The following is a 24,805-nucleotide window of genomic DNA, read 5'->3' as shown; positions in this document are numbered from 1 at the left end:
TTCGGGTACCTTTTTTAAATTTTAAAGACTATTGCTTATGCGTTCTCTGCTTCTAAAGCCATTTGCTCATCAACAAGGATGCGTCCGCAATGCTCGCAAACGATGATCTTTTTACGTTGACGGATATCAGACTGGCGCTGAGGCGGGATCTGGTTAAAACAACCTGAACATGAATCGCGCTGAATAGTTACAACTGCTAATCCGTTTTTTGCATTTTGACGCAAGCGGTTGTAAGCAGTTAATAAACGCTCTTCGATATTTGGAGTAGCCTTTTCTGCTTGTGCTACAAGGTCGTTCTCTTCTTTTTCAGTCTCGGCAGTAATAACACCTAACTCATCCTTTTTAGCGTCAAGATCGCTCTTGCGTGCTTCCAGATCAGCAAGCGCTTTTTCATATACCTGGGTTTTTGAAGATATTTCAAAACCAAATTCCCGTATCTTTTTCTCGCTTACCTGTATATCTAATCCCTGTATCTCAATTTCTTTTGATATGGCATCGTACTCACGGTTGTTCTTAACTTCGTTAAGTTGCGCTTCGTATTTTTTGATATTTGCCTGAGCATCCTTGATCAGGTTTTTGCGGGTTACTATTTCATCCTCCACATCATCCAGCTCATATTTGATTTTCTGTATGCGGGTTTCAAGACCAGCAACATCATCTTCCAAGTCGGCAACTTCCATTGGCAGTTCACCCCTTACCTGGCGAATCCTATCAATTTTGGTGTGGATGGTTTGGAGTTCGTATAAAGCTTTAAGCTTTTGTTCTACGGTTTGTTCCATTAAATAAAATATTTGACGGGGTTTGTATTTACTTCTGTTAAACGGACGGCAAAGATAGGGAATTTTTTTCTAATTATATCATACATTAATTGCACCGTAAATTGTTCACTTTCAAAGTGTCCGATGTCGGCTATCACTATTTTTCCTTCGGCATCAAAAAACTCATGATACTTGTAGTCGGCAGTGATAAAAATGTCGGCTCCGGCGGCTATGGCATGCTTCAGCAAAAAGCCTCCAGCACCGCCGCAAACCGCTACTTTTCTAATCGGCTTGCCTGTAAAAGCGGTATGCCTTATTACATGAGTGCGCATTTTATCTTTTATATGAAACAGGAAAGATTCCTGGTTCTGCGGCACTTCCAGTTCGCCTATCATGCCCGAGCCTACTTGCTGGTTTTGGTTAGTTAAGCTATAAAGGTCGTAAGCTACTTCCTCATATGGATGAGCAAGTATCAACGCCATGATAATCTTACTCTCCAGGTTGGCCGGATAAATGGTTTGGATGCAAACTTCGCTTTCATGGTGACGCTTGCCTGGCTCGCCCACGTGGGGTACTGTAAGTTCATTGCCTTTAAAAGTTCCGGTTCCTTCGGCATTGAAGCTTACTTCGCTATAGTTGCCAATATTGCCTGCGCCGGCTGCAAATAAAGCCTCGCGCACAGCATCTGCATGGCTGTGAGGTACAAAGGTGACCAGTTTTTTAAGCAGGTTGTGTTTGGGTGCCAGTATACGGCAGTTTTTTAAGCCCAAGGTATCGCAAATGCGGGTGTTAACCCCTGTCATCACGTTATCCAGGTTGGTGTGAATAGCATATATGGCTATGCGGTTGCGGATGGCTTTCTCCACCACGCGTTCTACATACGTTTTACCATTAAACTTTTTTAACCCTTTAAAAACGATAGGATGATGCGATATAATTACCTGGCTGCCGGTAGCGATAGCCTCATCAACCACGGCCTCGGTGCAATCTAACGAAAGCAGCGCCTGTGTTATTTCCTGATCGGGGTTACCTACAATTAGGCCGGCGTTGTCATAATCTTCCTGGTAAACCAGTGGCGCAAGGCTTTCAAGGTAGGCGGTAAGGGTGGATAATTTCATGAATAAGTATTAGCTATAATATGGCCTGGGTTAATTATTGGGTTAACATAGCCATACGGTGGCTTTCATAAGCCATATTTTTATTATACTCTAATGTAAGCGATTTATTGTTTATCAAATCAACAATAGTACCTATAAAGCAAAAGCCGCCTGTAAAAAGATATAGTAAACCCATACCAATTTGGCCCAGTACAAAACGTTGCACACCTGCAATCACAATAAAGCCAAGTAGGGTAAATAACAATATTTCCTGTGCGTTTTTGCGTTTGCTGGTATAAACCATGTAAAAATACTTTGTTTGATTTTCATTTAGTCCGGCGGTGGCTTGTTGCAAAAAGCCCATCTCCTCGGGCGTCATATCCTGAAAATTCATATAAGGATCTTTGTACATGTTCATATTGAATAGGTTTTTGATTTAAGTTGTTCCAAATTTAATTATTTTATGATAAAAACAATATGCTAATTGCGTGCTTGAACAGTTCCCGTTTATAAAGTTAGGGCTTAAAATTTTTGTTACTTTTGTGGTTATTGATAACTGTTGTTTATGAGCGAAGAAAGATCACTGAACTTTATAGAGGAAATTGTTGAAGAAGATATAGCCGCCGGCAAAAACGATGGCAGGGTATTAACCCGTTTCCCGCCCGAGCCTAATGGCTACCTGCATATTGGGCATGCCAAATCCATTTGTTTAAATTTTGGCCTGGCTCAAAAATATAACGGTAAAACCAACCTGCGCTTTGACGATACCAATCCCGTTAAAGAGGATGTGGAGTATGTTGACAGTATTAAAGAAGATGTAAAATGGCTTGGCTTTGAATGGGCAGAAGAGCTATATGCTTCTGACTATTTTGATAAGATATATGAATTTGCCGTTGCCCTCATCAAAAGAGGGTTGGCGTATGTTGATGACAGTAGCGCCGAGGAAATAGCTGCACAAAAAGGTACACCAACCGAACCGGGTACACCTAACCAGTACCGCAGCAGGTCTGTTGAGGAAAACCTGCAGTTGTTTGCCGATATGAAAGCAGGTAAATACCCCGATGGCGCCAAGGTGCTGCGTGCCAAGCTTGATCTGGCTGCACCAAACATGCATCTGCGTGATCCTTTGATGTACCGTATTAAGCATGCCCATCATCACCGTACCGGCGATGCCTGGTGCATTTACCCTATGTATGATTTCGCGCACGGTCAATCGGATGCGATTGAACATATAACCCACTCTCTTTGTACGCTGGAGTTTATACCTCACCGTCCTTTGTATGATTGGTTTATTGATCAGCTGGGCATCTTTCCGTCAAAGCAATACGAATTTGCCCGTTTAAATCTTAACTACACTGTAATGAGCAAGCGCAAGCTGCTGCAGCTGGTTACAGAAGGGCACGTAGAAAGCTGGGACGACCCACGCATGCCTACCATTAGTGGTTTGCGTCGCCGGGGTTATACGCCTGCAAGTATCCGTGAGTTTTGCGAACGCATCGGCGTAGCCAAACGCGAGAATATGATTGATGTTGGCCTCCTGGAGTTCTGTATCCGCGAAGACCTGAATAAAACCGCATGGCGCCGTATGGCCGTGCTTGATCCTATAAAATGTATCCTTACCAACTATCCGGAAGGTGAAGTAGAAACCATGCACGGTGAAAACAATCCTGAAGCTGAGGATGGTGATGGCAGTCGCGAGTTTCCGTTTAGCCGCGAGTTGTGGATAGAGCGTGAGGACTTTATGGAAGTGCCGCCTAAGAAATTTTTCCGGTTAGGGGTTGGACTGATGGTGAGGTTGAAGAACGCCTACATCATCCGTTGTGACGACTTTGTGAAGGATGCTGATGGCAATGTAACCGAGATCCATTGCAGCTATCTGCCCGAGTCAAAATCAGGGAATGATACCAGCGGCATTAATGTTAAGGGAACTATTCATTGGGTAAGCGTGCCACACGCCAAAACCGCCGAGGTAAGGCTTTACGACCGTTTATTCCAGGTGGAGAACCCGCAAAGTGAGGATGGTGACTTTAAAGATTACCTTAACCCCAACAGTTTGCATATAATACAAACCGTTTACATTGAACCCGACCTGGCTAACGCCAAACCCGGAACACCTGTACAATTCATGCGGAAAGGTTATTTTACCCTGGATAAATATTCCACTGCCGATAAGCTGGTATTTAACCGCACCGTAACATTAAAGGACGGGTGGGTGAAAAAATAAAAGCCCCCCAGCCCCCTAAAGGGGGAGTTAAAAAATATATCAGCCCGGCACAAAATGCCGGGCTTTTTTTGGGGCCCACGCAAATCAAAGGCTCCCCCTTTAGGGGGCTGGGGGGCTAATACTTCCTATACACATTATACAATACGTTCAAATCCAGCTGGGTCATGGTGGGGCTGTCTTCTACCTGTACAAAGTGGCGTTTAAAGGCTGTTATGGCGGCAGGCAGGTTGCTGGTATCATAACCTATCAGGCGCAGGGCCGTGGCATAGTCAAAGTTGTCGGGCGGGAGTTCAAGCAGATCGTCGCTCCAGTAGCCGAAACCTTTTTGGGCTAGCAGTTTCCAGGGGAATAGCGGACCGGGGTCTGGTTTACGGGCTGGGGCAATATCCTGGTGGCCTATAAAGTTGGCAGCAGGAATATTATAAGCCTTTTTAAGTTGAGCCAGCAGCGCCAGCAGACTTTTTACCTGTACATCATTAAAGGGCTCGTGGCCATTGTTATCAATCTCGATACCGATGGAGCAGCTATTCATATCGCTGATGCTGGCCCATTTGCTGATACCGGCCTGCCAGGCACGCAGGTAATCGTTAAGCATGTGGTATACTTTGCCATCCTTGCCTACCACATAGTGGGCGCTCACCTGGGGTTTAACCAGGGTAAAGGTTTTAAGGGTTTGTTTGGCCGAATCCTGGGCGGTATAGTGGATTATTACATAGTTGGGCTTGCGGGCATTAAAGTTCACGGTACCTACCCACTCGCTGGGGATGGCGGCACCTAGGCTATCAACCAGCATGGCGGGCTGCTCGAGGGCTATTACTTTTAATACCGAATCTGTTTGGTGTTTATATACCTTGTTGGTGAAGGCGTATGGCCCTTTGGGCGAACAGGAACTGAGGGTTGCCAGTACGGCTAAAGCAAGTATGGAGTATACGGTAATTTTCATAGGCGATGATGCTTAAGTGCTAAAGTAAGCAAATAACCATTCAGGCAGAAAAGTGTTCTGGTGGGGGTGTTCGGTTTTGTGGGGGGATAGGGGGATTTTGGACTGGGCTAAAATTTATTAGGTTAATAATCAATAAATTGAATGTTCGGTTGTTTTTGAGGTGGATATTATAGGTGTTGATTATCAGTTACTTATATTTTTTAAATATTTTGCCCGAACACGGCCGAACAGCAGCCTTTTAAAAATCCGAACACTGACAGGTTCTTGTCAGTAGTTTTAAAATGGTTAATGGGGATTGTTACCTGCACCGTTATGCGTAATATCAGAAAAATGCAAATGCCATCACCCCGAAAAAAATTAGCCAACAAAGCGGCCCCATAAGGCATCCGGTCGGTTAAATACGGTTGGGGGTGTTTCCTGGATAGCGGCATTAAAAGTTCTGGAATTTCCGGAACTGCAGTGGATCACCTTTTTCATAGCGCCGTTTGCCACTTCGGATACGATGCCTACGTGACCAATTTTACTGCCAGCGCCGTAAACTACTATGCAGCCCGGCTGGGGTACGGTAATTCTTTCAAAAATACCCGATGAACTATTTACATCGTCGACCATGGAATCGGTAAAGATCCAGCCGCCATACTTTTTATAAAACGGAATGGTTGTTTGGCGCGAAAGATGAAGCACCCAGCAAACAAAACCGCTGCAATCGCACAGGCCATCACGTGAGGGAAGTGCATCCCCCGGGAACATGCCGCCACTGCCCAACTTATACAAAATGGGCGAATTGACCACCTTGCGGGCACGGGCAATCAAATCTGATATAGCTAAAGGCATATCAAATGGGGCGTTAGCAGGTACATCCTGCATATTGGGCACGTTAATAACCTGGCCAACCGCAATTTGGTTGATGTTGGTGATCTGCGGGTTGAGCGCCATCAGGGCACTCACCGGGATGCTCTGTTTGCCGGCAATCTTGCCGAGTGTATCGCCGGCTTTAATGGTGTATTGCATAGGTGTTTTAAGGTTATGCGTTTAAAAATACAGGGACCTATAAAGTATGAATAATACTTCGGGCTTGCTAAATGCAGGTTAGCTGCCCGATTTCAAATCTTTAGAGTTTTCGGCAATCTTGTTATTGGTTACCCAGCCTATTACATCTTCACTTGCATTACCATTGGTTGTTAAAAATACGTCCTGACAATAAGCGTTTTTCTCAATCAGGGCCTGTGCCTGCCTTAAATTGGCATTTATATCGATGTATTGCGCCCCATTCAACAAATAACCTTTAACATCGTCAGATCCACAGGTTACCATATCATTTACGGTTGCATTAGCTATAGGTATGTTTAAGGTGGCGGTGGTTGATATCTCTGTTATGAATTTTTCAAATGTGCTTTGGTGAATAATGTAAAGCAGTTTTTTACCATTAAATAGGGGGAGCCTGGTTATTTTATTTTCTTTCATAAAGGCTATGGCATCTAAAATTTTAATGCTGGCCAGTTGATCTACCGGTCCGGTATTCGCTGTTGCTGCCGCGGCTGTTTTTTCGGCAGCTTTACTATCGGCGTCTGTTTTGGCTGCCTGGGCTGTTACAACAGCTGCATTCGCGTCTGTTACTACAGTAGCTGCTGTTGTTGCCGCGGCATTTGCAGCATCTAAAGCAGTAGCGGCATCAGCTGCAGCTGTTTGGGCTGCTGCCAGGGCGGCAGGGTCGGCTTTAATTGCAGGGTCGTCGAGGGCGGCATCGGCGGCTGTTTTAGCCGCGGCCGCAGCTGCAGCGTTGCTTGTAGCGGTTTGTGCATCCTGTACCGCCTGATCCGCTGCCGCTTTGGCATTGGTTAAGGCTTCGTCGGCGGCTTTGGCGGCTTCCTGCGCTTCGTCGGCCGCGTTATCTTCTACAGGCGCGGTAGAGGTAAGTGGAAAAGGCTTGATTTTTTCAAACGGAATCATCACATCCTTACATTTGGTCGACTCCAGTTTTTGTGCAGGACTAATCTGCTCAAACAGCTTTTTAACACCATCATTAGCAGCCTGGAAATTTGCTTTTGAAAAGTAAAACGCTATTACGGTACCCATCCATGTGCCCCATAATGGCAGCAATGCAGTAAATACATATTGGATGACCTGAATTTTTTTATCAATAAATTTCAAGTTATCCTCACTGGTCATACTCTGTTGTGGTGTTACAAGAAATATATAAACAAGGGTTATCAGGCCTAGGCCTATGGTGCCGTAAATAGAGAACCTGGTGATATTACGGGCAATGTTTTCGCGCGAAGCAATGTCGCTTTTATCTTTAGATGCGTCGGATGTGTCGTCGGTTGCCATAGGTTGTTTTGGTTAGGTTATCGTATGGTTTAATAGGTTGATATTTAGTACCTTAATGCAATTTGTTTAAAATAAACCCCATTTCAAATAGTTATTTATAGTCATTTTTTGGAAAAACGGTGTGATTTTGAGCGCATTAGGGGCGCTGCAAAGGTATACCCGGGGAGATGCTGTAAATGGGACTGGTGTGTTTATGCTTAACAAGTGTCTCAGAAAATGTCGATTCGATAGAGCAAAGGGAGGAATAGGGGGGAGCGAAAGAGAAACAATTTCTCGAGCGTAGCGAAAAATCTTCTACACCCTGCATAGTTGGCCGCATGTTGTATAAGATTCCTCCTCGTACCTCGTTCGGAATGACAACGTGTTTATAATGCAAGGCGGGAAATATCGAATTGCTACAAAGCTTTTGCTCCTCTGGAGCAGGGCGCTCGATTTACACTAAATAATAGCAGGTAAGGGCCACCGAACCGACGGCTCCATTAATCAATATATCCAATTTGTGTTTTTTACCCTGCTTGTAAAATCCGGTAGATTGATGGTTGAGTTCGCGGCCTCATCGGTATACCCAACATTTTCAAACTCGTGCCAGGTGGGGTCAATCTCATCGGTAAAAGTTTCTGAACGCAGATTGGGCAGGTGCCAATCCCCGGTGTAGAACCAGGTTTGGTCAATCAGTTTGGATTGGATGAGGGCGGATAATTCTGCAAGATCAATGTTGCCCGGGTTGGCGAAGATTACCGAAGCATATATTTTGTAATTGCCGGCATCGCGGTACAGGTAATTGAATCGGATGTTCGCCATGCCGCAATTTAGTCGGATGGGTTGGGGTTGGCAATCGGAGATAAGTGAACTTATTTGCTTGCGAAAACCTCGTTGTGCATTTGCAGAAATTCAGCTTTAGGATAAAATTTACGCGGCTCGATGAGGGGCTTACCATCGTAATCTATAAAGTTTTGTTTGATGGATGGTACATCTTTACAAGTATAAAATTGAGGCGAAATTTTGATCTTGAAATCTCGGGTAACGGTGATCATGTGCTTATCAAATGCCCTATCATGCAAGGCGTTTAAGGCAAAGCCGTTTTGTGGATTCAGGCGGTTGTTCTCGTCTTTGCTCCATGGTGCTATGTGGCTGGCTACCAATAAGCCGGGCATTCCAATACCCGTAATACAGCATTGATTGTTATAATTTGATAATACTACGTCTCTGAAAATGGATTGGTTTAGCCGAACTTTAACGGTTCTGGTGGCTTCCCTTCCTTCCGTTTCTTCGTAGTCATCTAAATTGATGTTGTAAAGTTTTTCTATAGTTGTCTGTTTCTTTTGGGCAAGCAGTATTTCGCCCTCCATGTACTTAGCATCCCAATTGTGCATGTATTCACTCCAAACTTCTTTATCCAGCTTGCTGGCATTGCCCATGCCTTTAATGCCGCGTTGCTGTAAAACGGGATCCAAACTGGCAAAGTTCACCAACTTTAAAGCTACGGCGCCAGGCTTCCTGTCAATCAAATTTGCTAAAGCTTTAACCTGTGGATTGCCTTGATGGATTTGGCCAAAAAGCAATTTGCTATATAAATTGATGGCTAAGGTAAGTTCATCTTTGGTCCAAAGCACTTGGCCTTCTTTCATGGGTGGTTTAAGTAATGATTTACAATAGGCATATCTGCATCTGCCCAGTCCAAAGCTAACAATTCATCTGTATGCAGCCACTTAAATTGGGCGTGTTCCTTTAATATTATTTCGCCATTGATATGCTCACAAATAAAGGGAATAAGTTCAATAGTTATTTTAGGGTAAATATGGGTGTTGGATGGTAAGGCTTGTATTATCTTGATTTCAATATTTAATTCTTCCTTAATTTCCCTGATTAAGCAACCTTCTGCCGTTTCTTCGGGTTCTATCTTACCGCCGGGAAACTCCCATTTTAAAGGCAGGCTCATGGCTTGGCTGCGTTGGGCTGCCAGTACGCAGTTTTGATTGTTGACGATGAGGGCACAGGTTACTTTAATCACGGGTTGTTATTTCGACCCTCTAAAATACACGTATCTATTGATATTAAAGATTGCTTAATTAATGTAAGTATAAATGCTGTTAACAATTCTTCTCAGTACATACATAGTATGTTAGTGAAGGCCTACAAATTTGTTTTTAATGATAAAAGTTATACATTTAGAACAATATATAACCATAAACACTATCACTATGCCAATTACAAATTCTGAATTAGAAGAGTTTGATGATATTTACAGTACGGAGGAAGAGATTATAGAAATCCCAAAAGCTGTTAGAAAAATTACCACCCAAGCTTACGATAAGAGCGTCTCGGATTTAGTGAGAATGATAGAAGACGGAGACATTAACTTGAACCCCGAATATCAAAGGAATTACATTTGGGATAATAAGAAAGCATCGATGTTAGTTGAATCGATCATTCTAAATGTTCCGATCCCGGTTGTGTATGTTTCTCAGGAAGAAGATGATTCTTGGACGGTCATTGATGGTCTTCAGAGATTAAATTCTCTTAAACGTTTTTTTGACAGAGACTTTCGGTTATCTGGCTTAGAAATACTTAGTGACTTGAATAAGAGCGACGCTAAGACGCTTAACCCAAAGGCATTAAGAATACTTAAGAATGGATTGCTTCGAATTATAGTTATTTCACATGATTCAAATGAAGAGATTAAATACGATGTCTTTATGAGATTAAACAGGGGATCGGTGAGGCTAAATGAACAAGAACTGCGTAATTGTCTATATAGGGGGACTTTTAATGAAATGCTAAAAGAGTGCTCAAAAAACGCTCAATTTTTAACATTGCTTAAATTAAACGAACCACATATCCGAATGATGGATTGTGAATTAATCTTGAGGTATATTGCCGTAAGTAATAGCTGGAATATCCAAGAAGATTATATCGACAACTATACAGGACGAATGAAAAACTTTATGAATGATTTTATGCTTTCTATGCAAAATGCAACAGAAGCAAATATCGAGGAATTTAAAATAGATTTTAATTCAACAGTAAATAAGGTTTTAACAGTATTTGGGGATAAGGCTTTTAGAAGAGTTCATGAGGATGGAGTTTATGAAACTAGTTTAAATCGTGCGATAATGGACGTCTTAATGGTTTCTTGTAAGCATTTTTCCCTTCCTCAGTTGATACAACATCAGGGGGTAATTGTAAATAGATTTAAGGATTTAGTAACAAAAGATCAGTTATTTAAAGATAGTATTACGATTGGGACGTCAGATAAAAAAGTGATTAATTATAGACTTAAGCGTTGGTATAAAGAGTTGGAATTAATTTTAAACTAAGCCTTATGTCTTTAGAATTTGAGGCTGTAGAAGATTTTCAAGATGCCTGCCACGAGGTCGACTTGCTCATCTATTATTCCAAACGCAATGGTAAGGATCTTAGAAAATATGCAACATTTAATAAGGCTGCTATAGTATTGTTATGTGCAAAGTTTGAAGCATTTTTTGAAAGCTTTTTAGAGGAGTATGCGTTTTTTCATTTAAACATTTCAAGCAACCATAGTTTGGACAGATCATTATATAACCATTTGGTGGACTGTATTCTTAACAATATAGAATTTTATAAAGGCAAGCAAGATAAGCGAAAAGACTTTATAAATAAGTTAGAGGTTTTATGCGGAGCTGTAGAGATAAGACCGATTAATAGTTACCAGATAGATCCTAAGCTCAAATTTGGCAAGCATGGCCAAAATGAAATTCAACGTTTACTTAAAGCGTTCGGATTCTCTGAATATTCAACAAAAGACGATGTTAAGTCATTTTTTATAACCTTTAATTCATTAAATAGCATCAGAAATAACATAATCCATGAAGATGCTACGCCGTCACTTACCCATCAAAATGTTAAATCTTACTTAGATGCAGTTAAATTGTTTATAGATGGGTTGGTGTTAGTTGCAATTGACAAAATGGAGATAGCTATATAGCTAATGGTACCTTGTATAAAAACCTTGCGTACCAAAAGTTCGGGCTTGGTATCCTTACTTTTAATTCGCGACATGTTATAACTGCGGGTTTCTTTTGAATGTACATCTGCCATATTGTAAAATTAAACAAGCTGACAAAAGCAATAGTTTTAAAAAACGGGGAGTGAGCTGTTTGCGATTGCTTCGGCTTTATCATAACGTATTCAGGTTCAAACCATGTACCCGGCTCTGTATACTGGCAACGACTCACCCCGCCGGTCCGCCCTTCGCGGACGGCGGCCCTCTCTTCGGCTTCGCCGAAAAGAGGGCCAAAAAGACCATTTTTAATTTTCAGTTCCCTCTTTCCAACGAAGTTGAAGAGAGGGTGACAAGCGCAGCGAAGTCGGGTGAGTCGTAGCCTTGGTTCGTTTACGCTATTTAGCCACAAACCAAGCCGCTTATTTCAATTGTTCGGCGTTTATCTTTCCGATCTGGAGATTTAGCGTCAGGAAGTCGAAAAAGTTCCAGGCAGCGGTAATTTGTTGGTTTACGATGCGGGTTATGGATGTGCCCGAAAATTTAACAGGGGCATTGGTTGGTTTATAATTAGCGGTGAAGGTGCAAATGGCGGTTGCGTAGTCGCCATCAACAAAAACCTCGTGCACATCGATGTGGATGTTTTCATAATTGGCATTAAAAAAGCGGTGCACTTCTTTAAAACCGTCGGAGCCGATAACGGGTTCCTCGCCCAATCCTAATGCGTTGCATTCGGGATGTAACATTTCGCTGATCAGGGCTTCGTTGTTGTTGTTCCAAACTTCGTTATACCAACGAAGTACAAACTCTGTGTGTTCTTCTTTTAACGACATATCGGCATTAGGTTTATTGCTACGCTAAGTTATGTAATTGTTTAAAATTCAACAAATTAACTTATTTTTTTTATGCTTGCTCATGCCGAGACGTCTGTTGCATTAAGGATAGGAGTGGATACCGGCCCCGCGCTTAAAGCCCGCGCAGTATGAACGGATAGCCTGACCGCCTCTATCGGCGGGAATGCCCCGGAAGGGAGTAAGGATTTTTGGAGCAAGGAGTAAGGATTTTTTTTGAACGAAGGATTAAGGGAGTAAGAATAATAGACTTACAAAAAAGCTTTTGTCATCCTGAACGATTTGAAGGATCTGTTATTCGCCATGCTTCCTTGCCCTGTAAAGTCTGCGAATAGATCCTTCGTTCCTACTCATGACGTATTGGATTTTGGGGCGTGTGGGCCTGTCAGTCTGAGCCTGTCGAAGACTCGTGCGGAGAGGCCTTTGCCCGCTATCCTTCTACAGGCTCAGGATGACAGCCATTTTTGTTACATCATTTTCCCCTTCAGAGGCCACCGGATTTTACAACTCAGGATGACAAATCGTTCAGGATGACAAATCTTTTTAAATGTTATTCGCCATGCTTATTCGCCTGGTAAAGTTTGCGAATAGATCCTTCACTGCGTTCAGGATGACAAATCTTTTTAAACAGGATGACAAATCATTTAAACGTCCTTCGCCCCAATACCTAATTCACCACCAATGCTAACCGATCATCGGCAAAGGTGTTGCCTTGTTTTACGTCGCCGGTTTCGTAGCCTTTTTTAAACCAGTACATGCGTTGGGCGCTGGTGCCGTGGGTAAAGCTGTCGGGCTCAACGTGGCCCTGGGTTTGTTGTTGCAGGCGGTCGTCACCGATGGCGTTGGCAGCGTTCAGGGCGTCTTTGATATCTTTCTCATCGATCACTTTTTTCATGCTTTGCTCGTAATGGGCCCATACGCCGGCATAAAAGTCGGCCTGCAGTTCCAGCTTTACCGAGAGTTTGTTGTATTCGCGCTGACTGAGGCGATTGCGGGCCTGGTCCATTTTGGCGCTTACACCCAGCAGGTTTTGCACATGGTGACCCACCTCATGCGCTATCACGTAAGCCTGGGCAAAGTCGCCGGCGGCGCCGAAACGGTTTTTAAGTTCGTCGTAAAAAGAAAGGTCGATGTACACACGGGCATCACCGGGGCAATAAAATGGTCCGGTGGCCGAACTGGCATTGCCACATGCCGATTGTACAGCATCGGTAAACAGCACCACTTTAGGGTCCTGGTACTGGCGGCCCATATCTGCAAAAAGCTTACCCCAAATGTCTTCGGTATCTTTAAGCACTACGCGCACAAATTTTTTGCCGTTGTCTTCGGGCGCATTGGGGTCCTGTTTCTGCTGTTCGGTTTGCTGGGGTTGGTTGCTGCTTACCTGGTTAAGCACCTGTGAGGGATCGATGCCGGTAAAAAAATAAATTGCGGCGGCTATTAAGCCTACAATACCGCCACCCACTGCCAACCCGCGACCACCGCCGCTGCCACGTTGATCTTCTACATTATCGCTTTCGCCCCTGCCAAACCACTGCATAGTTTTATGATTTTTTTAAAGGGTTAACAATATGGCTAAGGAAAATGTTTGCGCCCTGGCCGACATCGCTTAGCTTGTCACCCTCTCTTCGCCTTTGGCGGAAAGAGGGGATTTTTTGATTTGTGGAATTGAAATAAATTAAAAATAAAAACCGACCTTCCCCTCTTTCCGGCGAAGCCGAAGAGAGGGGTGCCGCGCAAAGCGCTGGCGGGGTGAGTCGTCTGCGCAATGCGGGCCTGCTACAAGTTCTGCTTTATTTTAGTTAAAACAGGTTTAATATCATTTAAAATTTCATCGTTTTCAAACCTCAAAATGTTAAGTCCCAATGCTGATAATATTTCATCGCGATTTTTATCATAGTCCTTTTTTAAATTGTGAATAGGGCCATCTGCTTCTATCACCAACTTAGCTTCATGACAATAAAAATCCGGAATATAATAAATGTTTCCTTTAATGGTTGACTGAACAGAAATGGGGTATTGCCGTAAAAACTTTTTGTTAAATAAACTTCTGTTCCTTAAGTGTTTCCACAATGTCTTTTCGGCGGGTGTTTCCAGTTGTCGTAATTCTCTGCATAGTTCAGTGATAGAAGGCATGCATAAAAATAATAAATAGTTCTTGAATCGACTCACCCGACGTCGCTGCGCTCGTCACCCTCTCTTCGCCTTCGGCGGAAAGAGGGGATTTTGATTTGCATGTGTTTGACTCACCCGACATCGCTGCGCTTGTCACCCTCTCTTAACCTGCGGTGGAAAGAGGGGATTTGATTTGTGTGTGAATCGACTCACCCGACGTCGCTTCGCTTGTCACCCTCTCTTCGCCTTTGGCGGAAAGAGGGGATTTTTTGATTTGTGGAATTGAAATAAATTAAAAATAAAAACCGTCCTTCCCCTCTTTCCGGCGAAGCCGAAGAGAGGGGTGCCGCGCAAAGCGCTGGCGGGGTGAGTCGTCTGCGGTTTGCTGTCAACCCTCAAAAAAAATGTCATTCTGTATTCAGAATGACAAAAGATTATACGAAATGCCCTTTCAGGAAGGCTGCGATATTTTCTTATTTTATCTCAAAAACAGCATTGATCTGCAGGCTGATTTTGATCTTTTTAAAGTCGATATCTGAGGGTGGAGCATCTGCGGTGGCTGTTTTAAACATCATGGTGTTATAGGCACGTGGCTGCGGGAAGCTGCTGTTATCGCTTTCGGTAATGTTAAGCACATCGCCCAGTTTGTTGCCCAGGCCGGCCAGCAGGAATGAAGCTTTGTCGCGGGCCGAGATTAGGGCTTTCAGTTTCAGCTCATTCTTCAGGTCGTTGATTTTGGAATAGTCGTAGCTGTCAATATTGGTTGACATGATACCTTTAGGATCAATTTTAGATACGATTTGGTTAAACTTATTCAGATCGCGGATGCGCAGACCGTATTGTTTGCCGGCTAAAAAGTCGGGAGTTTTTTTCTTTTGGTAGATGTTGTTCCAGGCAGATACGTTGTTCACGGTAAAATCGGTAGCGGGGATGCCGGCCTCTTTAACGGCTTTTTCCAGCTGACTTTCCAGGTCGCTGATCTGGATGTGTTTTTTACCGTCCATATATTCCTGTAAAGAAATGGTAACGTTGATAATATCGGGGGTAACTTCCTGCTCGGCAATGCCGGTAACTTCTATTTTGCGGCGCAGATCAACAGCCTGCGCAAAGGCGCCATAAGTAAATGTTAACAGGGTTGCAAGGATAAATAGCTTCTTCATGTGTGATGTATGATTTTTTTGTATGTTATGACTAAGGTAACGTACTAATAGTTTAATGTGTAACAGGCAGCACCAATTATTTACAACCGCGTTACTAATTGCTTTAAGAAAAATGAAGTGCTTTTGTTTGATAAAACGCGGTATTACTTAGACGTTGTTAAAACCCTTTGGCCTTTTTAATAGTTATAAGTGTTTAAAAATACGTTGGTTATGAGGTCGATATGGAAAGGGTCAATTGGGTTTGGATTGGTGAACATTCCTGTAAAACTATTTTCGGCGGTGCAAACATCATCGCTTGATTTTGATATGCTGGATGGGCGCGATCATGCGCGGATCCGTTTTCAGCGGGTTAATGAGCGTACGCATAAGGAGGTGCCTTACGATAAAATTGTAAAAGGCTATAAGCTGAACGATGATTATGTGATTATGGAGGATCAGGATTTTGAGGATGCCGCGCCCGAAAAAAGCAAGGTGATAGAGATTGAAAGCTTTGTAGACATTGCCGACGTAAACCCTATGTTTTACGAAACATCCTACTACACCGAACCCGATACCAAAAACAATAAAGCCTACGCCCTATTATTAAAAGCGCTCATCCAATCAAAAAAAGCTGGCCTGGCCCGTTTTGTGCTGCGCAGTACCGAGAGCCTGTGCATTGTACACCCGGTTGAACATGTGCTGGTGGTTACGCGGATCCGCTTCGGGCAGGAAATACGTGGTACGGAGGATTTGAACATTGGTGATGATGTTACCGTGAGCAAAAAGGAGCTCGACGTGGGCCTAGCCCTCATCAATCAGTACGCCGAAGATTTTGATGTATCTAAATTTAAGGATGAATATAATGACGAACTGCTGAAGATCATCAAAGCAAAATCAAAGGGCAAGCGGGCAACGGTCAAGAAACTTAAACCGCATAAAGCCAGCAGCGATGATCTGTATGATCAGCTGTTGAGTAGTTTAAAAACGAAGAAGGCTTAGGCGGGGGTGTGCAGATGCTTTAATCTCTTGTATTCCTGCGTAAAGTGTCTGTTAATGAATTGTATAGACAGGGTCCTGTTTTCTATACAGCTTTAAATATTGAAAACTACATGCTTCTTGCTTAAAACAGGAGCAAGCAGCGCATTTTCTTTCGTAATAATTAATATTTATGATAAAAAGGGAAATTTGGCATCCCCTTTGTATTTCTTTAATCATCATTAAAACTTCAAAACATATTTACTATGGCAACTACAAAAACAGCTGAACAAACAATGGACGTTCAGGAATCAGCCTTGAATGAATTATTTTTGGATGAGTTAAAAGACATTTACTGGGCCGAAAAACACCTGGCAAAAGCATTACCCAAAATGGCAAAAGCGGCAACTTCTGATAAGTTACGCGCCGCTATCGAAAATCACTTATCAGAAACCGAGCACCAGATAACGCGCCTGGAAGATGCCTTTGCATCAATAGGCGAAAAAGTTGCCGGCGTAAAATGCGAGGCCATGGCCGGTTTGCTAAAAGAGGCCGAAGAAATTATTTCTGAAACCGAAAAACACAGCCAAACCCGTGACGTGGGCATCATCTCGGCCGCTCAAAAAATTGAGCACTACGAAATTGCCTCCTACGGAACCCTAAAAACACTTGCCTCCGTATTGGGTTATGGCGAAGCTGCGGAGTTATTTGACTCGACCCTGCAGGAAGAAAAAACCTGCGACAGCCTGCTTACACAAATAGCCCAGGCGGGTATTAACAAAGGGGCAAAAACGGAGAAGGCGTAAGCCGTTTCAAACACCATCCCGGCACAGTTGGTTTAACTTTTATAAAACAAAATGCTGCTAACGGATATTATATATACATCTATCTATGAAATCATTAACTAAAAACAAATTATCATGAACTCATTATTGTATATAATCGCCGTTATCTTATTAGTTGGTTGGGCCATCGGGGTGTTTTTTACCACTGTAGGCAGCCTGATCCATGTATTACTGGTGATTGCTATTATTGCCGTATTACTGGGTATCATCAGGAGACCAACAGCTATTTAAGTAGAAGAAAAATATAGTTTTTATGCCCGTCCCTGCCTGCAGGGCGGGCTTTTTTTTGTTAAAACCCTACGTAGGCTAATACCGTTGCCTGTTTCTTGCTTCCGTTGGCATCTGTAATAACCAAAGCGCCTTTACGGTACAGGGTTAGCCCTTCCCAGTTATTTTTATACCCGGGGAAAGTGGCCACCTGTTGCCATTTGCTGCCTTTTACGTTATTGAGCTTTACAATGCGGGCATAAGTGGTTTTTGATGATTTTAAATAGCCGGCATCTTTAACCAAACTATCGCGCAGGTTAGGGATAGTGTTTTTTATATTTTCTTCCTGATGATTAAATTTATCGTTATCCAGGTAATATTTATAATCACCGTTCCAGAAATAGTTGATGCCGTAGATAGCGTCTTTTGCATCGGCGGTAATGTCAGTGATCCTGAAATATAGCTGTGGGGCCTTAATCACTTCCGGTTGTTTGGCAAAGGAGGTATCAATTAAGTATCCCTGCCCACCGGCGGGCATTCCGTTATATTCGTAATAAGCCAGCAGTTTATTTTCTTTGGGCAGCCAGGTTACGGCTTCAAAGCCGGCGTTGTTAATCAGCTCGGGGCGTTTGAGGTTGATGATGTGCTGCGGGTCGATAATTATTTGGTTATTAATGGTATCAAGCCGGGCTTTGAGCAGGTAGCAGTTTGGGGATTTATCGTCGGTTTCGATAGATAGGAACACAGTGTTGTTTACGATGCTTATCGCCTCAAAACCCTCATATTCATCCGCTACGTTATCGGGCAGTTTATCCAGGTTTAGCACTTTCAGGGTTTTATAGGCTGATAGTGCGGAGTCTTTACCATCAACCACGCGGCCAATGCTATCGGTAAGTAAACTGTAGATCAAAAACTCACCCTTTAAATTATCTTTTTTAATCAGTGTTTTATGGTCGCCATATTGTGGCAGCAGGTAAACCCGGTTGCCGTAAGTGCACATGCCCGAATACTCTTCGCCTACGCCATCAATGGCTTTGGGCAAGGGTATGGTTTTATATGTATTTTGACTGTAAACCCGGGCACAGCAACAGGCAATTACAGCAAGCAGTAAAATGAATCTTTTTTTCATGTGGATAATATGGATACAAAACTAAATATACGGTTTTTAGCTTGGGCGGGGTGCGTGTTGCGGGGATCGTGTTGCGTGGGGCGGGTGGCGTGTTCCGAGGATCGGGAAGTAGGGGTTGAGTCTTCTCCGCCATGCCGGCATTTGCGGATATATCGCCGATTGAAACACGAACGGCGCAACTCGCCACCCGCCACCCGCAACTCGAACCCCGATCCCCGACACCGATAAAAACCTATATTTACAGCTAACACTAAAACATTTAACAAAATTTAACATTTAAACGTGGAATTTTTTTAGCAGAAAAAAGTTTGTGTGTTTAAGTTTGCTTTCGAAATAAAAAAGGGTTCATGGAAGAATTAAATATCAATACCGAAAATGTTTCATCGGGCGCTGTTACCGGTAGCACATCGTATTCAACCGATATCAGGGCGCTGAACGAAATGATACAAAAGGAAAGTGCCTTTATCGATCTGCTTAAAATGGAGATGGATAAAGTGATCATTGGGCAAAAATATATGGTTGAACGTTTGCTGATCGGTTTACTGGCCGATGGGCATATCTTGCTGGAAGGTGTACCGGGTTTGGCAAAAACCTTAGCCATCAACACGCTGGCCAAATGTATCCAGGTTGATTACAGCCGGATCCAGTTCACCCCCGATTTGTTACCTGCCGATTTAGTGGGTACAATGATCTATAACCAAAAAAAGGAAGAGTTCATTGTTCGTAAAGGTCCGTTGTTCTCCAACTTCATCCTTGCTGATGAGATCAACCGTGCGCCTGCCAAAGTGCAGAGTGCCCTGTTAGAGGCCATGCAGGAACGCCAGGTTACTATCGGCGATAATACCTTCCCGCTGCCAAATCCATTTTTGGTACTGGCAACCCAAAATCCTATTGAGCAGGAGGGTACTTACCCGCTGCCCGAGGCACAGGTTGACCGTTTTATGCTGAAAGTGGTGATCACCTACCCGGATAAGGAAGAAGAAAAGAAAATTATCCGCGCCAATATATTACCGGGCGGTATGCTGAAGCCATCGCCAATCATTAAGCCCGAAGAGATTGTTCGTGCACGTAAGATCGTTCGCGAGGTATATATGGACGAGAAGATTGAGCAATACATTATTGATATTGTTTTCGCTACCCGTTTCCCCGAGCAGTTTAAACTGGCGCATTATAAAAATCTCATCACTTTTGGCGCGTCGCCAAGGGCGAGTATCAACCTGGCTTTGGCTGCCAAGGCTTACGCCTTCATCAAACGCCGTGGTTATGTGATACCAGAGGATGTGCGTGCTATTTGCCACGATGTATTGCGTCACCGTATAGGTTTAAGCTACGAGGCCGAGGCGGAGAACATCACCAGCGAAAATATTATTACCGGGATTTTGAACGCGGTAGAAGTACCGTAAGGAGTATTCTCAGGGGAGGGCGAAAGAAAGATCTTATACGATAGGCAAGGCCGGACGTAAAGTTCGCAGAGCAGGGCGCATAAGGTTTCTCAAATCGTTCGGAATGACATTTTTGTTTGATTTAAAAAATTGCTAATAAAAGTCCTCGCCTTTTAGGGGAGGATTTAGGAGGAGCCAATGGCTAAGGATACCAAAGAACTGCTAAAAAAGGTAAGGAAGATAGAGATAAAAACCAGGGGATTAAGTAACCACTTATTCTCGGGCGAGTATCATTCAGCTTTCAAGGGGCGGGGTATGGCCTTTAGCGAGGTGCGCGAGTACCAGCTTGGCGATGAGATCCGTACCATTGACTGGAACGTTACCGCCCGCTTTAACCACCCTTATGTAAAAGTGTTTGATGAAGAGCGCGAGCTTACCGTTATGCTGATGATGGATGTGAGCGGATCAGAAAACTTTGGTACCCAAACTCAGCAAAAGCAGGATCTGGCTACCGAGCTTTGCGCGGTGCTTGCCTTTTCGGCCATCCAAAACAATGATAAAGTGGGTGTGATATTTTTTAGCGATAAAATAGAAAAGTTCATTCCGCCAAAAAAAGGGCGTACCCATATCCTGATGATCATCAGGGAACTGATAGATTTTAAACCCGAAAATAAAGGCACCAACGTTGCCGTCGCGCTTAAGTATTTTACCAGCGTTATCAAAAAGAAATGCACGGCCTTTATACTTTCAGATTTTATTAGTCCGGGTTTTGAGGATGAGCTGAAGATTGCCAATAAAAAACATGATATTATTGCCTTGAGGCTTTATGATAAACACGAAGAGGAGTTTCCAAACCTGGGCCTTATCCCGATGAAGGACGAAGAAACAGGCGAGCTACTTTGGGTAAATACAGCCGATGAGCATGTGCGCCAGGCTTTTAAGGCCGACGGACTAAAAAGAAACGGAATGCTGAAAGAAACCTTTAAAAGATCGGGTGTTGATTTTACCAGCGTGGGTACCCATGAATCATACGTAAAACCATTAATGACACTATTTAAAAAGCGGGAAGGCCGGAGATGATCAAGTGTTTTAAATATTCCCTGGTACTATTGCTTACAGGTGCTTTTTACAATGCCTTTGCCCAAACGCCGCAAGCGGGAGCAAAGCTGGATAAGGCCACAATACTCCTGGGCGAGCAAACCAAGCTGCACCTCAGCATCAAATTTGATGTGAAGGATAAGGTGGAGTTTCCGGCACTGGCAGATTCTATTGCCGGGAAGATCCAGATTGTAAGCAGCAAAACTGATACCCTGTTTGATAAGGGCGATGTAAGTATAGAAACCATTCATAAAAGCTATACTATTACCGGCTTTGATAGCGGCGCGTATGTAATACCATCCTATGCGTTTAAAACAACAACAGGTCCGGTTTTTACACAAGCTTTAACCATTATGGTACAGCCGGTAGCGGTTGATACTACCAAAGCCTTTTATGATATAAAGCAGCCGCTTGCCATAAAATATTCATTTATGGATTGGCTGCGCGATAACTGGCCATGGGTTGTTGGCACCTTGCTGGCCATTTTAATTATTGCCGGTATTGTATACTACATTAAAACAAGGCCTAAAAAAGTAATCATTATTGAGCCGCCTAAACCTAAGGTGCCGGCCCATATCACCGCATTGCAAAAACTGCAGGAGCTGCGCGATAAAAAGCTATGGCAACAGGAACAGGTGAAGCAGTTTTACATCGAACTGAGCGAGGTGATCAGGGAATACCTGGAAAACAGGTATGCTATCACAGCGCATGAGCAAACATCTGAGGAGATTTTTGCCAGTTTAAGGTTCATGGATATTACCGAGGAGAACAAGAACGCGCTTCGCCAGATGCTTATTCTTGCCGATTTGGTGAAATTTGCGAAGGAGAAACCATTGCCTTTTGAAAATGAGCAAACCATGGATAATGCCATCAGCTTTGTAAACAAAACACAACAGGCATATCAGCCACAAACAGATAAACAAGAGGGGAACAAATGAGCTGGTTTAAAGGAATAGAATTTGCCCATCCCGAATTTTTCTGGTTGTTTATCAGCATACCCCTTATGGTTGGCTGGTACATCTGGAAGCAAAGGCAGCTGCAGGGTAACCTAAGCGTGCCTACCTTAAAGGGATTCACCATCATAAAAAAAAGCATGCTGCCCAAATTCAGGCATTATGCTATTGTGCTGCGTTGTTTGGCTGTGGCTGCATTGGTTGTAGCGCTGGCAAGGCCACAATCATCATTAAGCTGGCAAAATAGTACTACCGAAGGAATAGATATCGTTATTGCATCAGATATTTCGGGCAGTATGCTGGCCGAGGATTTTAAGCCCAACCGCTTAGAGGCTGGTAAGGAAATAGCTATTGATTTTATAAAAGGCCGCCCGGATGATCGTATTGGTTTGGTGGTTTTTAGCGGCGAAAGCTTTACCCAATGCCCGCTTACTATTGATCATAGTGTGCTTATTAATATGTACGCTGATATTAAAAACGGGATGATTACCGATGGTACCGCCATAGGGATGGGCCTGGCAACAGCTGTTAACAGGCTAAGAGGGAGCGAGGCCAAAAGTAAGGTTGTAATATTGCTAACCGATGGTTCAAATAATTCCGGCTCGATACCGCCTATAACCGCGGCCGAAATTGCTAAACAATTTAAGGTAAGAGTCTATACCGTAGGTTTGGGTACCAACGGTTTTGCGCCATACCCGGTACAAACCCCAATGGGGGTACAATACCAGCGCATGCCGGTAGTTATTGATGAGGTCACGTTATCAAAAATTGCCAGTATTACGGGCGGTAAATATTTCAGGGCTACCAATAACGCGACGCTAAAGGATATATACACACAAATAGATAAGCTGGAGAAAGCCAAAATTGATGTTACCCAGTACCGCAAAAAAACCGAAATGTTTTTGCCTTGGGCCATCATCGCGCTGGTTTTATTATCGCTTGAATTTATATTAAAAAACACCCTGTTCAGAGGGGCTTTAACTTAATAGATGTTACGTTTTGCACATATAGAATATTTATGGGGATTGGTCATTGTGCCGGTGTTCATCATCCTGTTTTTAACAGTGAGCATCTGGAAAAAGAGGGCCATCTCCTCACTTGGAGATAAAAATGTGGTTAAGTTAATGATGCCGCAGGTTTCTTTGTCAAGACCGTGGTGGAAGTTCACTTTCTTTTTGGTTGCCTATGCGGCATTAATAGTAGGGATAGCCGACCCACAGATAGGCTCAAAAACCGAAGAAGTGAAACGCAAAGGCGCCGACCTGATGATACTGCTTGATGTATCAAACAGTATGCTTGCGCAGGATCTGGCACCTAACAGGCTGGAGAACGCCAAACGCGCCATTGCCCAGCTTGTTGATCGTTTGCATAATGACAGGATTGGTATTATTGTATTTGCCGGCCAGGCTTATGTGCAGCTGCCTATCACCACAGATTACTCCGCAGCAAAGCTATTCCTCAATACTATTAATACCGATATGGTGCCCACGCAGGGTACAGCCATTGGGGCGGCAATAGACCTGGGTATGCAGTCGTTTGATTTTAAGAATGGAACAGGTAAGGCCATGATCATTATTACCGATGGCGAAAACCATGAAGATAACGCGGTTGAGGCGGCTACTAATGCCCGGCGCAGGGATGTATCTGTAAATGTGGTTGGCGTTGGCTCGCAGGAGGGCGCACCAATACCGGTTTATGAAAACGGTCGCCCGGTAGGTTTCCATACAGATAGTGTGGGCCAGCAGGTGATAAGTAAGCTTAACGAGGATATGGGTAAGGAAATAGCTACAGCCGGTGGTGGGGTGTATGTAAGGGCCAATAATACCAATAGCGGCCTGGGCATTGTGATGGATGAGATTGGCAAATTGCAACGCAAAACTTTGGATACCAAATCATTTAAAGATTTTGAAGATAGGTTTCAGTTTTTCCTGAGCATCGCTTTTGTATTGCTGCTGGCAGAGTTTTTTATATCAAACCGTAAAAACATGCGGTTGAGCGGGATAAAATTATTTGAAGTAAAGAAGTCATGAAGCAATTGATTATAGTTGTATTATTAGTACTGCAGGCTTCATTCCTTTTTGCCCAGCAGGAAAAAAAGTACATTAAAAAAGGTAACGAGCTTTACCAGGAAAAGAATTATAAAGAGGCCGAAGAAAACTATCGTAAATCTGTTGGTAAAACCGCTAAAACGGTTGAAGGTAACTTTAACCTGGGCGATGCCCTGTACAAACAAAAGAAATTTGATGAAGCCCAGCAGCAATTCAGTAAAATAGCATCTACATCAACCAATAAACAGGTTTTGGCAAATGCTTATCATAATTTAGGCAATTCCCTGTTAGAGAAGAAAAAGCTGGAAGAAAGTATTGCCGCTTATAAAAAGTCGTTGCTGAATAATCCAACCGACGATCAAACCCGTTACAACCTGTCATACGCCCAAAAAATGTTGAAAAAGCAGCAGGACGATAAAAAGAAACAGGATAAAAAGAACGATAAGAATAAGGACAAGAAGAATAAAGACGATAAGAACAAGGATAACAAGAACGATAAGGATAAAGACAAAAAAGATCAGGATAAGAAGGATCAGGATAAAAAAGACCAGGACAAGAAAGATCAGGATAAAAAAGATCAGGATAAGCAAAACCAACCCCAGCCCAACAATGTATCAAAAGATGATGCCGAGCGGATGCTGGAAGCCCTGAACAATGATGAAAAACAAACGCAGGATAAGCTAAAAAATAAAAAGCTGAAAGGCGCAAGGGTAAAAATATCCAAAGACTGGTAG

At 43.3% G+C, this 24,805-nt stretch carries 27 protein-coding genes; 12 read left to right on the top strand and 15 right to left on the bottom strand.

Annotated elements, in window-relative coordinates:
* Positions 1 to 35: 35 nt before the first annotated feature.
* Genes AC1DYB_RS10220 through AC1DYB_RS10210 form a run of 3 tightly spaced genes read right to left on the bottom strand, consistent with a single transcriptional unit; the run spans position 36 to position 2,273 of the window.
* Complete coding sequence (locus AC1DYB_RS10220; protein WP_477390853.1) at positions 36 to 779, bottom strand: zinc ribbon domain-containing protein; 744 nt, start codon at positions 777 to 779, stop codon at positions 36 to 38.
* A complete protein-coding gene (locus tag AC1DYB_RS10215) occupies positions 779 to 1,876 on the bottom strand; it encodes a Nif3-like dinuclear metal center hexameric protein (RefSeq protein ID WP_477434619.1) in 1,098 nt (365 codons plus the stop codon). The genes AC1DYB_RS10220 and AC1DYB_RS10215 overlap by 1 nt, the downstream gene beginning before the upstream one ends.
* A 34-nt stretch (positions 1,877 to 1,910) precedes the next feature.
* Complete coding sequence (locus AC1DYB_RS10210; RefSeq protein WP_295721076.1) at positions 1,911 to 2,273, bottom strand: TM2 domain-containing protein; 363 nt, start codon at positions 2,271 to 2,273, stop codon at positions 1,911 to 1,913.
* Positions 2,274 to 2,420: 147 nt separating this feature from the next.
* Between AC1DYB_RS10210 and AC1DYB_RS10205 the strand changes: the two genes are divergently transcribed.
* Entirely contained in the window at positions 2,421 to 4,079 is a 1,659-nt protein-coding gene (locus AC1DYB_RS10205; protein ID WP_477434617.1) for a glutamine--tRNA ligase/YqeY domain fusion protein, read from the top strand.
* Positions 4,080 to 4,194: 115 nt separating this feature from the next.
* Here AC1DYB_RS10205 and AC1DYB_RS10200 read toward each other — a convergent pair whose 3' ends face one another.
* The 6 genes from AC1DYB_RS10200 to AC1DYB_RS10175 form a co-directional block, all read right to left on the bottom strand.
* Positions 4,195 to 5,022, bottom strand: a complete 828-nt coding sequence (locus tag AC1DYB_RS10200; RefSeq protein WP_477434615.1) for an N-acetylmuramoyl-L-alanine amidase — start codon at positions 5,020 to 5,022, stop codon at positions 4,195 to 4,197.
* Between the two features lie 357 nt (positions 5,023 to 5,379).
* Positions 5,380 to 6,033, bottom strand: coding sequence for a LysM peptidoglycan-binding domain-containing protein (locus tag AC1DYB_RS10195; protein WP_477390844.1), 654 nt, complete (start codon positions 6,031 to 6,033; stop codon positions 5,380 to 5,382).
* Positions 6,034 to 6,111: 78 nt separating this feature from the next.
* Positions 6,112 to 7,350 carry a hypothetical protein gene (locus AC1DYB_RS10190; RefSeq protein WP_477434613.1) on the bottom strand — a complete coding sequence of 413 codons (1,239 nt, stop codon included), beginning with the start codon at positions 7,348 to 7,350 and terminating at the stop codon, positions 6,112 to 6,114.
* 483 nt (positions 7,351 to 7,833) lie between these two features.
* Positions 7,834 to 8,151 (bottom strand): hypothetical protein, encoded by a 318-nt coding sequence (locus tag AC1DYB_RS10185; protein ID WP_477434611.1) that lies wholly within the window; start codon positions 8,149 to 8,151, stop codon positions 7,834 to 7,836.
* A gap of 50 nt (positions 8,152 to 8,201) precedes the next feature.
* Complete coding sequence (locus AC1DYB_RS10180; protein ID WP_477434609.1) at positions 8,202 to 8,978, bottom strand: HNH endonuclease; 777 nt, start codon at positions 8,976 to 8,978, stop codon at positions 8,202 to 8,204.
* Positions 8,975 to 9,361: a (deoxy)nucleoside triphosphate pyrophosphohydrolase gene (locus AC1DYB_RS10175; RefSeq protein WP_477434607.1), complete on the bottom strand. Its 387-nt coding sequence runs from the start codon at positions 9,359 to 9,361 to the stop codon at positions 8,975 to 8,977. The genes AC1DYB_RS10180 and AC1DYB_RS10175 overlap by 4 nt, the downstream gene beginning before the upstream one ends.
* 190 nt (positions 9,362 to 9,551) lie before the next feature.
* Here AC1DYB_RS10175 and AC1DYB_RS10170 point away from each other — a divergent pair, with 190 nt between their 5' ends.
* On the top strand, positions 9,552 to 10,667 hold the full coding sequence (locus tag AC1DYB_RS10170) for a GmrSD restriction endonuclease domain-containing protein (protein ID WP_477434605.1): 1,116 nt from the start codon (positions 9,552 to 9,554) through the stop codon (positions 10,665 to 10,667).
* A gap of 5 nt (positions 10,668 to 10,672) precedes the next feature.
* Positions 10,673 to 11,314 (top strand): HEPN domain-containing protein, encoded by a 642-nt coding sequence (locus AC1DYB_RS10165; protein ID WP_477434603.1) that lies wholly within the window; start codon positions 10,673 to 10,675, stop codon positions 11,312 to 11,314.
* On the opposite strand, the gene AC1DYB_RS10160 is transcribed toward AC1DYB_RS10165, so the two are convergent.
* The 5 genes from AC1DYB_RS10160 to AC1DYB_RS10140 form a co-directional block, all read right to left on the bottom strand.
* Positions 11,239 to 11,427, bottom strand: coding sequence for a hypothetical protein (locus AC1DYB_RS10160; protein ID WP_477434601.1), 189 nt, complete (start codon positions 11,425 to 11,427; stop codon positions 11,239 to 11,241). The two genes, AC1DYB_RS10165 and AC1DYB_RS10160, sit on opposite strands and share 76 nt — an antisense overlap.
* Before the next feature lie 324 nt (positions 11,428 to 11,751).
* Positions 11,752 to 12,162, bottom strand: a complete 411-nt coding sequence (locus tag AC1DYB_RS10155; RefSeq protein WP_477390834.1) for an ester cyclase — start codon at positions 12,160 to 12,162, stop codon at positions 11,752 to 11,754.
* Positions 12,163 to 12,847: 685 nt separating this feature from the next.
* Positions 12,848 to 13,720 carry a KPN_02809 family neutral zinc metallopeptidase gene (gene ypfJ, locus AC1DYB_RS10150; protein WP_477434599.1) on the bottom strand — a complete coding sequence of 291 codons (873 nt, stop codon included), beginning with the start codon at positions 13,718 to 13,720 and terminating at the stop codon, positions 12,848 to 12,850.
* 239 nt (positions 13,721 to 13,959) lie between these two features.
* On the bottom strand, positions 13,960 to 14,316 hold the full coding sequence (locus tag AC1DYB_RS10145; protein ID WP_477434597.1) for an endonuclease domain-containing protein: 357 nt from the start codon (positions 14,314 to 14,316) through the stop codon (positions 13,960 to 13,962).
* 452 nt (positions 14,317 to 14,768) lie between these two features.
* Entirely contained in the window at positions 14,769 to 15,455 is a 687-nt protein-coding gene (locus AC1DYB_RS10140) for an SIMPL domain-containing protein (protein ID WP_477434595.1), read from the bottom strand.
* A gap of 210 nt (positions 15,456 to 15,665) precedes the next feature.
* Between AC1DYB_RS10140 and ku the strand changes: the two genes are divergently transcribed.
* The 3 genes from ku (at position 15,666) to AC1DYB_RS10125 (ending at position 17,485) form a co-directional block, all read left to right on the top strand.
* Positions 15,666 to 16,433 (top strand): non-homologous end joining protein Ku, encoded by a 768-nt coding sequence (gene ku, locus AC1DYB_RS10135; protein ID WP_295721090.1) that lies wholly within the window; start codon positions 15,666 to 15,668, stop codon positions 16,431 to 16,433.
* Between the two features lie 242 nt (positions 16,434 to 16,675).
* The gene (locus tag AC1DYB_RS10130) at positions 16,676 to 17,215 is read left to right on the top strand and encodes a YciE/YciF ferroxidase family protein (protein WP_477434592.1); all 540 of its coding nucleotides are present in this window, start codon (positions 16,676 to 16,678) and stop codon (positions 17,213 to 17,215) included.
* 114 nt (positions 17,216 to 17,329) lie between these two features.
* Entirely contained in the window at positions 17,330 to 17,485 is a 156-nt protein-coding gene (locus AC1DYB_RS10125; RefSeq protein ID WP_295721092.1) for a lmo0937 family membrane protein, read from the top strand.
* A 58-nt stretch (positions 17,486 to 17,543) separates the two neighbouring features.
* Here AC1DYB_RS10125 and AC1DYB_RS10120 read toward each other — a convergent pair whose 3' ends face one another.
* A complete protein-coding gene (locus AC1DYB_RS10120; protein WP_477434589.1) occupies positions 17,544 to 18,590 on the bottom strand; it encodes a hypothetical protein in 1,047 nt (348 codons plus the stop codon).
* A gap of 347 nt (positions 18,591 to 18,937) precedes the next feature.
* Between AC1DYB_RS10120 and AC1DYB_RS10115 the strand changes: the two genes are divergently transcribed.
* The 6 genes from AC1DYB_RS10115 to AC1DYB_RS10090 all read left to right on the top strand — a co-directional run bounded on the left by AC1DYB_RS10115 (position 18,938) and on the right by AC1DYB_RS10090 (position 24,805).
* On the top strand, positions 18,938 to 19,993 hold the full coding sequence (locus AC1DYB_RS10115) for an AAA family ATPase (RefSeq protein WP_295721094.1): 1,056 nt from the start codon (positions 18,938 to 18,940) through the stop codon (positions 19,991 to 19,993).
* A gap of 177 nt (positions 19,994 to 20,170) precedes the next feature.
* Entirely contained in the window at positions 20,171 to 21,052 is an 882-nt protein-coding gene (locus tag AC1DYB_RS10110) for a DUF58 domain-containing protein (RefSeq protein ID WP_477434587.1), read from the top strand.
* Positions 21,049 to 22,008, top strand: a complete 960-nt coding sequence (locus AC1DYB_RS10105) for a hypothetical protein (protein WP_477434585.1) — start codon at positions 21,049 to 21,051, stop codon at positions 22,006 to 22,008. The genes AC1DYB_RS10110 and AC1DYB_RS10105 overlap by 4 nt, the downstream gene beginning before the upstream one ends.
* Positions 22,005 to 23,009 carry a vWA domain-containing protein gene (locus AC1DYB_RS10100; protein WP_295721097.1) on the top strand — a complete coding sequence of 335 codons (1,005 nt, stop codon included), beginning with the start codon at positions 22,005 to 22,007 and terminating at the stop codon, positions 23,007 to 23,009. The genes AC1DYB_RS10105 and AC1DYB_RS10100 overlap by 4 nt, the downstream gene beginning before the upstream one ends.
* A gap of 3 nt (positions 23,010 to 23,012) precedes the next feature.
* Entirely contained in the window at positions 23,013 to 24,053 is a 1,041-nt protein-coding gene (locus AC1DYB_RS10095) for a vWA domain-containing protein (protein WP_477434582.1), read from the top strand.
* Positions 24,050 to 24,805, top strand: a complete 756-nt coding sequence (locus AC1DYB_RS10090; protein ID WP_477434580.1) for a tetratricopeptide repeat protein — start codon at positions 24,050 to 24,052, stop codon at positions 24,803 to 24,805. The genes AC1DYB_RS10095 and AC1DYB_RS10090 overlap by 4 nt, the downstream gene beginning before the upstream one ends.

Source organism: Mucilaginibacter sp. P2_A4 (genome assembly GCF_056405015.1).
The sequence above is the reverse complement of the archived record's forward strand: the minus strand, read 5'-3'. Positions and strand labels throughout refer to the sequence as shown.

Bases quoted from the DNA above. Each gene is read 5' to 3' on its own strand.
- AC1DYB_RS10105 (WP_477434585.1), top strand. From the start codon at position 21,049: ATGATCAAGTGTTTTAAATATTCCCTGGTACTATTGCTTACAGGTGCT.
- AC1DYB_RS10215 (WP_477434619.1), bottom strand. From the start codon at position 1,876: ATGAAATTATCCACCCTTACCGCCTACCTTGAAAGCCTTGCGCCACTG.
- AC1DYB_RS10210 (WP_295721076.1), bottom strand. From the start codon at position 2,273: ATGAACATGTACAAAGATCCTTATATGAATTTTCAGGATATGACGCCC.
- AC1DYB_RS10125 (WP_295721092.1), top strand. From the start codon at position 17,330: ATGAACTCATTATTGTATATAATCGCCGTTATCTTATTAGTTGGTTGG.
- AC1DYB_RS10110 (WP_477434587.1), top strand. From the start codon at position 20,171: ATGGCTAAGGATACCAAAGAACTGCTAAAAAAGGTAAGGAAGATAGAG.
- AC1DYB_RS10165 (WP_477434603.1), top strand. From the start codon at position 10,673: ATGTCTTTAGAATTTGAGGCTGTAGAAGATTTTCAAGATGCCTGCCAC.
- AC1DYB_RS10155 (WP_477390834.1), bottom strand. From the start codon at position 12,162: ATGTCGTTAAAAGAAGAACACACAGAGTTTGTACTTCGTTGGTATAAC.
- AC1DYB_RS10220 (WP_477390853.1), bottom strand. From the start codon at position 779: ATGGAACAAACCGTAGAACAAAAGCTTAAAGCTTTATACGAACTCCAA.
- AC1DYB_RS10095 (WP_477434582.1), top strand. From the start codon at position 23,013: ATGTTACGTTTTGCACATATAGAATATTTATGGGGATTGGTCATTGTG.
- AC1DYB_RS10170 (WP_477434605.1), top strand. From the start codon at position 9,552: ATGCCAATTACAAATTCTGAATTAGAAGAGTTTGATGATATTTACAGT.
- ku (WP_295721090.1), top strand. From the start codon at position 15,666: ATGAGGTCGATATGGAAAGGGTCAATTGGGTTTGGATTGGTGAACATT.
- AC1DYB_RS10115 (WP_295721094.1), top strand. From the start codon at position 18,938: ATGGAAGAATTAAATATCAATACCGAAAATGTTTCATCGGGCGCTGTT.
- AC1DYB_RS10090 (WP_477434580.1), top strand. From the start codon at position 24,050: ATGAAGCAATTGATTATAGTTGTATTATTAGTACTGCAGGCTTCATTC.
- AC1DYB_RS10120 (WP_477434589.1), bottom strand. From the start codon at position 18,590: ATGAAAAAAAGATTCATTTTACTGCTTGCTGTAATTGCCTGTTGCTGT.
- AC1DYB_RS10180 (WP_477434609.1), bottom strand. From the start codon at position 8,978: ATGAAAGAAGGCCAAGTGCTTTGGACCAAAGATGAACTTACCTTAGCC.
- AC1DYB_RS10200 (WP_477434615.1), bottom strand. From the start codon at position 5,022: ATGAAAATTACCGTATACTCCATACTTGCTTTAGCCGTACTGGCAACC.
- AC1DYB_RS10160 (WP_477434601.1), bottom strand. From the start codon at position 11,427: ATGGCAGATGTACATTCAAAAGAAACCCGCAGTTATAACATGTCGCGA.
- AC1DYB_RS10195 (WP_477390844.1), bottom strand. From the start codon at position 6,033: ATGCAATACACCATTAAAGCCGGCGATACACTCGGCAAGATTGCCGGC.
- AC1DYB_RS10185 (WP_477434611.1), bottom strand. From the start codon at position 8,151: ATGGCGAACATCCGATTCAATTACCTGTACCGCGATGCCGGCAATTAC.
- AC1DYB_RS10145 (WP_477434597.1), bottom strand. From the start codon at position 14,316: ATGCCTTCTATCACTGAACTATGCAGAGAATTACGACAACTGGAAACA.
- ypfJ (WP_477434599.1), bottom strand. From the start codon at position 13,720: ATGCAGTGGTTTGGCAGGGGCGAAAGCGATAATGTAGAAGATCAACGT.
- AC1DYB_RS10190 (WP_477434613.1), bottom strand. From the start codon at position 7,350: ATGGCAACCGACGACACATCCGACGCATCTAAAGATAAAAGCGACATT.
- AC1DYB_RS10205 (WP_477434617.1), top strand. From the start codon at position 2,421: ATGAGCGAAGAAAGATCACTGAACTTTATAGAGGAAATTGTTGAAGAA.
- AC1DYB_RS10140 (WP_477434595.1), bottom strand. From the start codon at position 15,455: ATGAAGAAGCTATTTATCCTTGCAACCCTGTTAACATTTACTTATGGC.
- AC1DYB_RS10130 (WP_477434592.1), top strand. From the start codon at position 16,676: ATGGCAACTACAAAAACAGCTGAACAAACAATGGACGTTCAGGAATCA.
- AC1DYB_RS10100 (WP_295721097.1), top strand. From the start codon at position 22,005: ATGAGCTGGTTTAAAGGAATAGAATTTGCCCATCCCGAATTTTTCTGG.